Genomic DNA, 14,722 nt, shown 5'->3' with positions numbered 1-14,722 from the left:
TCTGAATGAAAATATGTGAACAATGTATTATTTTTGGTTTAATACATATCATATACACAAAAAAACAGAGGATTATGAAGAACAAACTTCTATTAGTGGCGTTTGCCGCAGTACTGCTCGCGTCTTGTAGCAAAAGCGAGGATTCAATTGTTTCTACAGTAAGCCAGGAGTCATTGGCCAAGCAGGGGCCGCAGGCCAGGCCGTTCAGTGGTTCTATGTCTTACGCGTTTGCCCCCAACGCAAATCTCCCTTGCGATTGTGGTGATTATTTTCCGGTAGGCACTTTTTCCGGTTCGGGCAATCTGAGCCACCTGGGTCTTTCCACCTCGATGATAAAACCCTGTGTTGCGCCCATTATCCAGGATGGTAACTATGTGGGAGATCATGTGGGAGTAGAGTGTGCCTATTTCGAAGCCGCTAACGGCGACAGGGTATATTGCTATACTCATCCTTACGACATCTACTTTACCCCGGTTGGTGCCGTTGGTGTTGCCACTGTAGATTTTACGGGTGGTACGGGCAGGTTTGCAAATGCTTCGGGTAGTTTCACCGGTACTGTTACTGTAGGGCAGAATGGTGCAAGTTTTACCGGTTTGAGCGGTACAATAATATACTGATGAACATTTAGCAGGATATCAGTCAATATTACTGACAGTCAATAGAATACAGGGGGTAGGCAGGTTTATGTTTATCCCCTGTGTTATATTAATATTTTATGTAAGGGTAATTTATTTATTGCGTTTAATTAAAAAATAATTAAATTAGATGAAAATATTAGCCTTATGAATTATAAAGTTACTTTAACAATGCTCTTGTGCCTGACGGTTGCAGCCAATGCTGCTTTCGGTCAGAGTCAGAAGTTGATTGCAAAAACACACGCTACATATCGAACAAATGGTAGCTACACAGAAGACAGTACACAGTATTTCCACTCCGGTAACAAGACCGTCTCTATCGGGAAATACAAAATACCCGAATTTGAGGACATGGCGGATTCGATATATGTATTCAAATACAACACAACCAGCAAAACGCTTGAGATAGATTCCAAGACCCTATGTTATTATACTGGTACAGATTTCGATTCCAGTATCACATATGTACCCAATGGTAGCCTGGGCTGGAAATACAGCTTAAGAACAAAAATAAAATATTCAGGTGGTAAGCCTGATACTGTTACGTACGAAACATACAGTTCCGGCGGCGGTGGCGGTGGTGGTGCCGGTTGGAGAAACAGTAGCCGTATCATTTACACCTGGTCAAGTAATAACGTAGCAACACGCCTGAGGCAGACATATAGCTTTGGTGGTGGCGGTGGTGGCGGCGCCGGCTGGAAAAACAACCGTATGTGGACGTATACTTATTCCGGTAACAATGAAACATCATATATCGATCAAAAATGGAGCAGCAGTGGTGGTGGTTCATGGACAGATTCTTTCAAAAGAGAGACCACGTATGCAGCAGGTAAGATATCTGAAGTTAATACTTTCAAATCTTCAGGTAGTGCATGGACTCCTGATACCAAAAACGTATACAGCCGCGACGGTAATTCACGCCTGATACAGATCAAGCAAGATATATATACAGGTAGTGCATGGGAAGCTAACCGCGTAGATACAAATATCTACCTGGCTAACAATACTACAGCTTTCCCTGATACAGCAGTAGCTTTCGCATTCCTGTTCGGTAATATCAACAACATTGGTAAGTGGTACTACAGCTACCTGAGCAAAACTGACGGCAGGTATACAAACGAGACTTCTTTGTCTTGGGATGGTACAACCGCATGGAGGCAAACAGATGGCCAGGACAGTATCAATTATTGGTATTATGGCTGGAACCTGTCTGTTGATGAGGTAAGTTCAAAAACTGATATGGTTGAGATTTATCCTTCTCCGGCATCTAATACTATCAACATTAAGTTAGACGGTATTAAAGACGAGCAAGTTCATTTTGTTATACTGGATATGCAGGGTAAACTGATGAAAAACTGGATAGGCAAAACACAACCTGTAACTACAATGTCTATTGACGAATTACCGGCAGGTAACTATGTATTACATATACAAGGTGATACGCAAGTTGCCAACAAGCGTTTTGTAGTAACTAAATAGATAATCAACTTCTCAAATAATGAGGAGGTCCTTTAGGACCTCCTTTTTTTATGCGTCAAATAGGAGGTATTCAAGCTGCAAAAAAAATCGTGCATTTTGGGTTTTCTGTATTGTAAGCTGATCAATATTCTTTATATCGAATAATAATTCAATAAAAGATTTCATCTGCCGCACGACCCTATTGGTTACTAAGCGTTGTGGGGATAGACGAAATAGCATAGCCAAACATTTTGTTGACTATGCTATCAAAATGTACCGATCCATTATCTTATCAGCACCACCTCTCCTTTTTTCTCAAATACTTCTGATGTGGTGCATGTATATTTGATGTAGTAATAATAAGTGCCGAGCTCCTGCGGTTCGCCTTTGTATGTACCATCCCAGCCCTCAAGCGGGTTGTTTGTTTCGAACAGTTTTTGCCCCCATCGGTTGACTATTATGAATGAACCAATTTTCTGGTTGCCATTCGTAATGATCCTGAACCTATCGTTTAGTCCGTCGTTATTTGGCGTGAATGCATCAGGCAGAGCAATTGCGCAACAGCTATGCGCTGTAACCGATATTGTATCATAGCTGAGGCATCCCCACTGGGTGCTAACTTTCAATGTGATCAGGCCGGGTTCGGTAACAATGCTATAAGCTGTTTGTGCAGCAGGATTTAAAATTGTATTAATTCCTGACCAGTTATACTCATAGTTTCCTTCCCCTGTTCTTAATACAATGGTATCACCCGCACACACGTCATGGCTGCTGACATATTCTATACGCGAATCGGGATTTTCATGAACTGTAACCATATGCGTATTGGGCGCGGACATACACCCGTCTTTTGAAATGGCTACCAATACGATCACTTTATCACCCGGGGTATCCCAGCTTGCTCTAAATGTATTATCCTGTGTACTCCAGGTAATAACACCACCGTCAAGTGTCCATGAGTACTCTGCTCCAAATCTCCAGTTTGGATTCAACTCCAGTTCCTGTAGTACACATATATCACCATCTGCAATAAATGAACCATCAGGAATAGGAGAGACATATATGACAGCAGAGTCGGGGTGTGCGCAAAGTGTATCAGGGATCGACACCTTTATCAGTTTATTGCCTGAATCATTCCAACTTAAGGAGTACGGTCCTTTGCCTGTACCTGACGATACATCTGCACCATCAAATTCCCAAACATATTTCAGGCCTGTAGCGGTGAGACTATTGGTAGCTTCAATTGTTTCGTATTGGCATATCGTATCATCGGTCACTAGTAGTTTCGAAGTGACATTTGGTATGATGGTCACAGTTATTGAGTCCATATCACTTTCACATCCATTCGCATCTGTTTGTGTCACATACCATCTTTTTTGAATAATGATGGCAGAAGAAGGGGTTGGTGCTATGGAACTGCCGTTAATACCATTGTAGTTGTTATACCACGTTAACGAAGTACCGGTTGCTGTTAGCGGAGTTGTAACAGCAAACTGGCAATAACTGATGTCAGTGGCTGCAACAGGAGGAGCAGGTTTAGGATGAATAGTTACGTTAATCGCAGACCGTGGACTTTCGCAGCCATTGACCGTCTGACTTACATACCAGGTATACATACCAGGTACAGAAGTAGAAGGTATAGGTGCAACAATGTTTCCAGTACCACCTGTAGCAGTGGTATACCACTGCAGGTTAGCACCATTGGCCGAGAGTGCGGGGACGGTGATATCCTGGCAGTAGAAGTATGCCGGAATTACGCCGGGCGCAGGTGGTGTAGGGTTAACAACAACATTGGTAAATCCTTGTTTGGAAGGGCAGCCATTTACCGTAGCAGTAACTGTATATGTTCCTGAGTGAGTAGGTTGTGCACTTAATATTACGGGCGTACGTGCTGTATCCGTAAAGCCGAGTGGGCCTGTCCAGGCGTAGCTAGCTCCGCTGATAACTGACGCTGTCAGGTTGAGTGTATTGCCCGGGCACAACGGACCGTTGTTGCTTGTAACAGGTGTTGCAGGGGTTGGGTGTATCAATACAAACGTGCTGTCGGGTGCAGATGTGCAATTGCTCTTTGTGACGGTAAGGTAATAGTACCCAGATTGTGTTGGCAGAGCCCCGGAAATGGTTGGGTTCTGCACTGAAGATGTATAAGACAATGGTCCTGTCCACGACCATGATACGCCAGTGGAATCACTTTGACCCGTAAGCGCAACTACGTCACCTTCGCATACAGGTGTGTTGTTGGATGCAAAGGCATGAGGTCCTGTAGGGTCTATCAACGTTACCGGGCCGAGAATATTGGAAGGGCAATTGTAATAAGCCAGCCGGATGCTATCATAGATACCTGCATTGAGGCCTGTAATGATCAATGTACCGGAGCCATTGGATGCAAATAACCCTGCCGTTTGCGGAACGCCGTTCTTCTTATAAGTTACGGTAAAGGATGAGTTGATCAATAAGCCTGTAACTGAGATTGAACCCTGAGTGCCACCGCAACTTGTAGGATTTGAATATGAGGCCAGGGCTATTGTTGGGGTATGATATACCATAACAGCCGTTGTGTCAGGAGCAGATACGCAGCCATTGACAGTAGCCGTAACAATATAATTACCTTTTCTAAAGGTGTCTACATTAGATATGACTGGGTTTTGATTGCCAGATGTAAATGCTAATGGTCCTATCCATGAGTAGGTAGCTCCTGTAATACTGATCGATGATAGCTGAAGATTATCACCCGAGCACAAAGGCCCGTTGTTTGATGCTGTTGGTGTTGCCGGTGTCGGATAGACGGTTACGTAAGTTGTGTCAGTACCCGTACAATTGTTTTTAGTTACAGATAGTTGGTAAATTCCGGACATGGATGGGATTGCATTAGTTACCAACGGACTTTGTGATGATGAAGTGTACGACAAAGGCCCTGTCCATGCCCATGATACGCCTGCAGAGTCAGCAAAACCTGTAAGCTGGAAGTTGTATCCCTGGCATACTGGTGAGTTGTTCGTTGCAGTGACTGTCGGGGCGTTGGGGTCATTCAGTATGATTGTAGCGTTTATTGAGTCTGAAGTACAATTATTTTGTGTAACAGTAATTCCGGTATATATACCCGCAGAAAGCCCTGTTATTGTCAAACTACCTGTTGTATTCGTTGTGGCAGATACGGTAGATTGAGAATTACCATTACGTTTATAATCGACAAAGTAGCTAACAGCATTTTTCAGTCCTGTTAATGTAATAGTGCCCTGGGTACCTCCACAGGTAGTTGGGTGTGTATAAGTATATGTATCAATTATCGGAACATCATAAACGACTACTATTGCGGTATCCGGCAATGACGGGCAATTGTTTTCGGTGGCTATTACTACGTAATTACCTGTGTGAGGAGTATCTACATTATTGATCGAAGGGTTTTGTAATGACGATGTAAAGCTCAGTGGTCCTGTCCAGCTATAGGTGGCTGCACCTATTGTTGAAGAAGTGAGCTGTAAAGTATTACCTGAACAAACGGGGCTATTACTTCCGGCTAAAGGTGTCGAGGGTGTCGGATGTACTACCACTGTTGTGCTGTCTGGATCAGAGGTGCAATTGTGTTTTGAAGCCGTTAACGTATATACTCCGGACATGGCAGGTTGTGCCAGGACAACAATCGTATCCTTGCTGGTAGTACTGAAACTGTTTGGTCCTGTCCATATCCAAGTAACACCAGTAGAATCACTGCCTCCGGACAACTTTAGTGTATCATCCTGGCATATGGGTGTGTTATTAGTCGCTATAGCTATGGGTGCGGGTGGGTCTGATAAAGTAATGTCCTTTAACGGAACGGAAGCACACCCGTTCTGCGTCAGAGATATCTCCTGGTAGATGCCTGCACTCAGACCGGTTATCACCAAGGTGCCGGAACTGTTAGTAGCTAGTTGGAAAGGAGCTTGTGTAATATTATTCTTTTTATGATTGACGGTGTAATTGGTACTTACTTTCAGCCCTGTTAGCGTTATAGTACCTTCAGTTCCGCCGCAGGATGTGGGGTTGGTATGAGATGATGTAGCAACAACGGGTACGTCGTATACGATGACATGTGTCGTATCAGGCAATGAAGGACAGTTGTTTTCAACGGCTATAACCACATAGTCACCCGTGTGCGGCGTATCTACTAAAACGATCGTCGGGTTCTGTTGTACTGAAGTAAATGATAGAGGCCCGGTCCATGAATAGGTGGCTGAACCTACAGTAGACGACGTGAGTTGTAATGTATTGCCTGTACATAAAGGTCCGTTATTGCCCGCTACAGGAGTTGCTGGTGTTGGATGAACAATGACAGTTGTGGTGTCAGATGCTGATGTACAGTTATTTTTTATTGCCGTTAAAGTATATACACCGGATTGTGCAGGGACTGCATTGGCAAGAACCGGGTTTTGTACTGATGAACTAAAACTATTGGGTCCTGCCCAAACCCATGTGACATTTGCAGAGTCGCTATTGCCATACAGGTTGACTGTTCCATCCTCACAAACAGGTGTATTGTTAGTAGCAGTGACGACAGGAGCATCGGGGTCGTTAAGTGTTACAGAGACCAACGTATCAGAAGTACATCCATTTGACGTAACCCTTATACCCGAATATATACCGGCTGATAGACTATTGATATGTACATACCCTGAGTTGTCGGACGTAATTGATAGCGTTGATTGTGCAACACTATTTTTGCTGTAGTCAACTGAGTAGGTAATATTATGCTTCAGTCCTTTTAATGTAATAGTCCCGTTTGTTCCATTACATGTTGTTGGGTTGGTGAAAGAATAAGTGCCAATCAGGGGCACATCATAAACGATAACAAATGTAGTGTCAGGCAGAGACGGGCAGTTGTTTTCAGTTGCTATGACAATATAGTTACCCGTGTTGGGCGTGTCTGAATTGATGATGGTGGGATTTTGTAATGAGGAGTTGAATGCCTGAGGCCCTGTCCATGAATATGTTGCAGACCCAACAGTAGTAGAAGTGAGTTGTAATGTGCTGCCTGAGCATAGCGGCCCGTTGTTGCCTGCAAGCGGTGTTGCCGGTGTTGGATATACTGTAAGGGCAGTTGTATCGCTGACAGATGTACAGTTGTTTTTCTCGGCAAACAATGTGTATATGCCTGACTGTGCAGGTATTGCGTTAGTGATAACAGGATTCTGAACTGATGAAGTATAACCAAGCGGTCCTGACCAATGCCAGTTAACCCCCGATGAATCACTGCTGCCATATAAATGAATGTTGTCACCCTGGCAAAGCGGGGTGTTGCAGGATGCAGTAACAACGGGAGGGTTGGGGTCTGACAGTACAGCCGGTCCTGTATAGTTGGAGTAGCAATTATAGATCTCCACCTGGAAACTATCATAATTTCCCTGTGTAAGTCCCGGCAATGTCAGTGTCCCGGATGTATTGCTGGCAAGCGATACTGCAGTTTGTGAAACAGAATTTTTTGAATACCTCAACAAGTAAGTGGTGCTGGACTGGAAGCCATCCAGCACAATGTAGCCATTGCTGCCTGAGCAGGTTGTAGGATCTGCTTTACTGATAATACTGATAACCGGAGGTACAGGATCTGCTAAAATGAATGCAGGTAATGTGTCTGAAGTACATCCGTTTACAGATGTTACTGTTACATAGGAATATGTGCCTGCAGTAAGGTTGGATATGGTAAGTATGCCAGTACTGTTGGTTGTGATATTAGCGGTTGACTGAGGAATATTATTTTTCCTGTAGTTAACTCCGTAGGTAGCACTGTTATCAAGTCCGGCAATTATTATTTGTCCGTCGCTACCATTGCAGGTAGATGGATGAATGATGGTTGTTACACCTGCTATTGGTGCCGGTAGCGGATAAACAGTTACTGATGTTGAATCTAATGGAGAAATACAACCATTGATAGTAGTAGTAACATAGTAGGTGCCTGAAGTACCGGTGGTTACACTTGATAGTGCGGGATTTTGTACTGATGAATTAAAACTGTTGGGTCCTGTCCAGTTGTAGGTTGCATTGCTGAATGTATCGGCAGAAAGGTTCAGTGTATTGCCTGAACATAAAGGCCCGTTATTATTTGCATTGGGTAGTGCCGGAGTAGGATGTACGACCACGATGGTACTGTCGGCTACTGAAGTACAATTATTCTTGGTAGCCGTGAGATAGTATGTGCCGGACTGTGCAGGTTGTGCATTGGCAAGAATAGGGTTCTGTGTGGTTGATGTATAGCTGAGCGGCCCTGACCATGTCCATGTAGTACCCGTTGAATCAGCAGAAGCGAAGAGCCTTACGGTATCATCCTGGCACACAGGTGTATTGTTGGTTGCTGTTACGACGGGCGCATTGGGGTCAATCAGTACTACAGGCGTAATGATGGTGTCAGAAGTACAGTTGTCCAGTGTTACACTGATTCCGGTATAAGTACCTGCAGCCAATCCTGTTACTGTCAGCAGGCCTGAGTTGTCGGTAGTAGCGTTCACAGCAGACTGGCTGACCGCATTCCTGTTCATGTCAACTGTGTATGTCCTGTTGTGTTTCAACCCTGTCAGCGTAATAGTGCCTTCTGTACCGAGACAGGTAGTGGGGTGAGTGAAGGAGAAAGTATCTATCTGCGGAACATCATGCACGATGACATAAGTTGTATCAGCGAGAGAGGGGCAGTTGTTCTCGGTAGCAATAACATAGTAGTTGCCTGTATTGGGAGTATCTGTATTGTTTATGGTAGGGTTTTGCAAAGCAGAACTGAAAGCGAGCGGCCCTGACCATGAGTAGGTAGCGGCTCCAACTGTAGAAGAAGTAAGTTGAAGCGTACTTCCTGAACACAACGGCCCGTTGTTGTTAGCCACAGGAGTAGCCGGTGTTGGATGAACGACCACAATGGTGCTGTCAGTAATGGAAGTACAATTGTTTTTGGTAGCTGTAAGATAGTATGTGCCGGACTGTGCAGGTTGTGCGTTAGCAATAACCGGGTTTTGAGATGTGGAGCTATAGCTGAGGGGCCCTGACCATGTCCATGTAGTACCCGTTGAATCAGCAGAAGCGAAGAGCCTTACGGTGTCATCCTGGCACACAGGTGTATTGTTGGTTGCTGTCACGACGGGCGCATTGGGGTCAATCAGTACTACAGGCGTAATGATGGTGTCAGAAGTACAGTTGTCCAGTGTTACACTGATTCCGGTATAAGTACCTGCAGCCAATCCTGTTACTGTCAGCAGGCCTGAGTTGTCGGTAGTAGCGTTCACAGCAGACTGGCTGACCGCATTCCTGTTCATGTCAACTGTGTATGTCCTGTTGTGTTTCAACCCTGTCAGCGTAATAGTGCCTTCTGTACCGAGACATGTAGTAGGGTGAGTGAAGGAGAAAGTATCTATCTGCGGAACATCATGCACGATGACATAAGTTGTATCAGCGAGAGAGGGGCAGTTGTTCTCGGTAGCAATAACATAGTAGTTGCCTGTATTGGGAGTATCTGTATTGTTTATGATTGGGTTTTGCAAAGCAGAGCTGAATGCCAGTGGCCCTGACCATGAGTAGGTAGCGGCTCCAACTGTAGAAGAAGTAAGTTGCAGTGTACTTCCTGAACACAACGGCCCGTTGTTGTTAGCCACAGGAGTAGCCGGTGTAGGATGTACGACCACGATGGTACTGTCAGCAACGGAAGTACAATTGTTTTTGGTAGCTGTAAGATAGTATGTACCGGACTGTGCAGGTTGTGCATTGGCAAGAACCGGGTTCTGCGTGGCTGAGCTATAGCTGAGCGGCCCTGTCCATGCCCATGAGGTACCTGTTGAGTCAGCAGAAGCGAACAGCTTTACCGTATCATCCTGGCACACAGGTGTGTTGTTGGTAGCTATTACAACGGGTGCGTTGGGATCAACCAGTACTATAGGCGTAACGACGGTATCAGAAGTACAGTTGTCCAGCGTTACGCTGATACCAGTATAGGTACCTGCAGCTAATCCTGTTACTGTCAGCAGGCCTGAGTTGTCGGTAGTAGCGTTCACAGCGGATTGGCTGACCGCATTCCTGTTCATGTCAACCGTGTATGTCCTGTTGTGTTTCAACCCTGCCAGGGTAATAGTACCTTCTGTACCGAGACATGTAGTAGGGTGAGTGAAGGAGAAAGTATCTATCTGCGGAACATCATGCACAATGACATAAGTAGTGTCAGGCAGTGACGGGCAGTTGTTCTCGGTAGCAATAACATAGTAGTTACCTGTGTTAGGTGTATCTGTATTGTTTATGGTAGGGTTTTGCAAAGCAGAACTGAAAGCGAGCGGCCCTGACCATGAGTAGGTAGCGGCTCCAACTGTAGAAGAAGTAAGTTGCAGTGTACTTCCTGAACACAACGGCCCGTTATTATTAGCTACAGGAGTAGCCGGTGTTGGATGAACGACCACGATGGTGCTGTCGGCTACTGAAGTACAATTATTCTTGGTAGCCGTGAGATAGTATGTACCTGACTGTGCGGGTTGTGCATTGGCAAGAACCGGGTTCTGCGTGGTTGATGTATAGCTGAGCGGCCCTGACCATGTCCATGTGGTACCCGATGAGTCAGCAGAAGCGAACAGCCTTACCGTATCATCCTGGCACACAGGTGTGTTGTTGGTAGCTGTTACAACGGGCGCATTGGGATCTTTTACTGTAATAACGTTTACAGCATTTGATGTACAGTTAATAACAGTTACCGATATGTTCTGGTATTGTGCGGCCTCCAGGTTAGTAATAGTTACAAAACCCGAAGTATCTGCTGTAAGATTGACAGGAGTTTGCGTAACATTATTCTTGTCGAAATTGACAGCATAAGTTGTATTATAAACAAGCCCGCCGATAACAAAAGCACCATCGTTTCCTTGGCATGTGGTAGTATTGATTATCGTATCAATATAAATATATGGAGGTGTCGGGTCTGATAACACCACTAAAGCTAATGGTTGAGAGGTACAGCCACTTCCGGAGGTAACTGTAATATTAGCATAAGCTCCTGCGGAGAGATTTTGCAGAATAATTACACCGTTGGTATCTGATGTGTATGCTGCAGGAGATTGGGGTACTGAATTTTTTGTGTAATTGACAGTATAGGTAGTACCGGTATCCAGGCCGTTCAGAGTTATGCTTCCATCCGTACCGTTGCATGTTGTAGGATGAGTGACTGATGATCCGCCGATGACGGGTGCGGGTATGGGATTAACTATTACGATGGTTGTATCAGGCAGTGATACACATGAGTTAGCGGTTGCTGTAACTATGTATGCGCCTGCAATCGATGACTGCACGTTGGTAATGACAGGGTTTGTCGCATTGCTGGTAAATGAATTAGGTCCTGTCCATGACATGGTTGCCGATTTAGTAGAGGTAGACGCTGTTAGTTGCAACGTGTTACCTGTACATAACGGACCATTGTTGCCTGATGTCGGCGTTACAGGAGTTGCGTTCACGGTGAATTTGGTATTGGCTTGCGGTGATTCGCAACCATTAACACTTGCTATGACCAGGTAAGTGCCACCCTGGGTAGGAGTAGCATTGAGAATAACTGGGTTCTGGTTGGTATCGGCAAAACTGTTAGGCCCTGTCCATGAGTAGGTAGCACTAACGGGCATTGTAGCATATAGCTTTATTGTGTCGCCTTCACATATCGGTGTGTTGCTGCTTAAAACAGGTAGTGCCGGAGTTGGATAAACTGTTACGTTAGTAGTGTCAGCCAATGAGGGACAGCCATTTATTACAGATACAACGGAATAAGTTCCCGTTGCCGATGTGGCAACATTCAAGAGAACCGGGTTCTGTTGTCCTGATGCAAACGACGCAGGCCCTGTCCAGGAATAGGTAGCGCCTGTAACTGTTGACGCAGTGAGCAAAAGCGTATCGCCTTGGCATACCGGCCCATTGTTACCTGCAGCCGGTGTAGGTGGTGTAGGGTGCACAGTTACAAGTGTGCTGTCTACAGCAGACGTACAATTGTTTTTTACTGCAGTGAGATAGTATGTGCCTGATTGAGACGGAATGCTGTTGGTTACGGACGGATTCTGACTTGAAGAACTAAAGCTGTTGGGCCCGGTCCATGTCCATACAACCCCCGAGGAATCGCTGCTGCCATACAAATGTAATGTAGCTCCTTCGCATAGTGGCGAGTTTGACATCGCGGCTACAACAGGGGCAGTAGGATCTGTAATTGTCACGCTCGTCGCAGTGTCTGAGATACAACCATTAAGCGTAACGCTCATATGACTGTACACTCCTGCCCCCAATCCGGATAGCAGTATTTTCCCGTTGCCATCTGTGGTCTTATTTACCGGACTTTGAGAGGTGCCGTTCTTTTTATAGTTAACTATATACGTTGTGTTGTTCCGCAAGCCCCAGATAGTAAGTGTACCTTGCGTGCCCGAACAACTTGTGGGATTGGTATAAGATATGCTGTCTATTGCAGGAATGTGGTTGATCACTACAACAGTAGTGTCCGGTTCTGAAGGACAACCATTGATCGTCGATGTCGCAGTAATGATATAACTACCGGACTTTGTTGTGTCTGCATTACTGATAACAGGGTTCTGTAATGCAGAACTGAAACTATTGGGCCCTGTCCAAGAATAGGTAGCATTGCTTATTGCATTACATAACAGGGTCAGTGTACTCCCTTCGCACAGTGGCCCATTGTTAGTAGCAACAGGTTTGACAGGCCTGGGCAGAATGGTGGCGTAGGTCGTGTCCGGAAATGAAAGGCAGCTGCCACGAGAAGAATGAAGCAAAAAATTTCCGTTGAAGGAATATGCGACATTACTTATAAATGGATTTTGTTGTATTGATTTAAAGCCATTGGGTCCGGTCCACTGGTAGCCGTTGCCCGATGGGGCTGTTGTACCGAATAACTTAAGTGTATCGCCTTCGCAAACCGGGCTATTGTTTGTGGCCTGTAGCGTGTCGTACCTGATGTCTATTACTGTTACTGTTGCAGTGTCTTTGTTCTTTGCACAGTATTGAGCAGTACCGTTGCTTACAACATACTGGGTGGTGAGTGTTGGGTAGACATTTGGCTCCTTGCAGGAGGTACAACTCATGGATGAGATAGATGAACCTCCGGACAGAACGGTCCAGGTGAAGTTAGATCCACCTACTGCTGTTAGTTTTACTGTGTCGCCATAGCATATCGTAGTGTCTTTTATGATGTCGGTAATAGGCCATATGTAAATTGGTAAGACAAATGTCTGGGAGACAAGTACTCCGGGTGAATTACAGGTTGAGTCTTTTACGGTTACGGTAAATACCCTGAGTCCTGTGTCTAATGAACTGGGAGTCCAGGAAAAACAACCTCGTATAGAATCAGTTTGTTGTCCTACATATGATACACTTGCGCCGGGTGTAGCAGCTGAGTGGTTGTCTGTCGCAACCAGTATTGCCGAACTATTGGTAGATACCATATCAAAACAGAAACTCAGTTGTATTCCGGCACAGGCTTCTATTCTGCCATTCACATAGGTTGCTCCTGATATCGTAGAAGATACTGTGTTGACCACAGGTGCAGGATTGGTACATGCTATTACCTGTACTTGTATGTCGCGCATAACCGTACCAATGAGGACACCGTTACGGTATTCTTTAATACGGGTAGTAAGTGTAGCCGCGCCGGTAAGTGTTGGTTTGAATGACATTTGCCCTGTCGTTGTGTCCAACACGAAGGAATTAGTAGTCTGGATAGGGTTGTTCGTTGTGTTGTATGCCGGTGACCCGGATTGGAATGCCAGGGTAGATGTTGTATAAGGGCAGCCACCGCTGGCTGTAACAGGGCGTGCCATCTCAAATACCAGTGAATCTGAATTAGGATCTACACCACCATTATTATATGTGTATGGTTGGTTGATACATACAGAAGGCACAGGCTTTACAGAAAAATAAGGGGAAGAGTTACCTTGTGCAGCCACATTATTCAATGTCGCTTCAACATATAAAGAGCCGCCGGCAATATTTACACTGGGATTGCGCGCACTGACAAATGCGCTGAAGGTCCAATAGTTGCAACGGTAAGGCAAGGTGACAGTTGCCATATACCACCATTCAGCATAACCGGGAACGGGAGATGTTGAACTGGTACATTTCGTTCCTACACTCGCACAGCCTGTACTAACAGGAGAGCCGTTGTTACTGCTGTCCGGTAGTTTGGTGATCTTGGTCATGGTAACAGTGTTGCTGTATGAGTTGCAGCTATTGAAATAACATAGAGGTACGCTGGCGGGTGCCGCCGCACCACCACAATCCCTGTAAAATTTGAAGTAAACCCTGTAAGTTGAATCACTCACCCATTCGTATGAAATCTCCCCCCCAGCAGCATGTGAGGCTTTTGAGACATAAGGAGTCAGTGCAAAAATGAAAATTGCACAAAAAGCCAGAAGTAATTGTTTGTTCATTGTTGTATATGCACGACATTTATGCCTGTAATACTACTTTACAGGCATTGACAGTTATACAATTTAATGCTTTTCTACAGTATTAATGCCATATATATCGGATAATATTATTTTAATCTGCTGTTAATCCCATTCATACTGAATATGGTAAAAAAATCATTAATCAAACGTCGCCCGTGGTGTTACATATGTTACCCCGATATGTGACAAAAGTCACTGTTTAGGCTTTCGTCC

At 45.0% G+C, this 14,722-nt stretch carries 3 protein-coding genes; 2 read left to right on the top strand and 1 reads right to left on the bottom strand.

Annotated elements, in window-relative coordinates; all coding sequences use genetic code 11:
* Nucleotides 1–74 precede the first annotated feature (74 nt).
* Together H6550_14995 and H6550_14990 are read left to right on the top strand one after the other, a co-directional pair.
* Nucleotides 75–617, top strand: a complete 543-nt coding sequence (locus H6550_14995) for a hypothetical protein (protein ID MCB9047438.1) — start codon at nucleotides 75–77, stop codon at nucleotides 615–617.
* 165 nt (nucleotides 618–782) lie between these two features.
* A complete protein-coding gene (locus tag H6550_14990) occupies nucleotides 783–2,114 on the top strand; it encodes a T9SS type A sorting domain-containing protein (protein MCB9047437.1) in 1,332 nt (443 codons plus the stop codon).
* A 263-nt stretch (nucleotides 2,115–2,377) separates the two neighbouring features.
* Here H6550_14990 and H6550_14985 read toward each other — a convergent pair whose 3' ends face one another.
* Nucleotides 2,378–14,488: a gliding motility-associated C-terminal domain-containing protein gene (locus H6550_14985; protein ID MCB9047436.1), complete on the bottom strand. Its 12,111-nt coding sequence runs from the start codon at nucleotides 14,486–14,488 to the stop codon at nucleotides 2,378–2,380.
* Nucleotides 14,489–14,722 lie beyond the last annotated feature (234 nt).

This window comes from Chitinophagales bacterium (assembly GCA_020636495.1).
Taxonomy (GTDB): domain Bacteria; phylum Bacteroidota; class Bacteroidia; order Chitinophagales; family Chitinophagaceae; genus UBA5543.
This window is presented reverse-complemented; position numbering and strand designations above follow the sequence as displayed.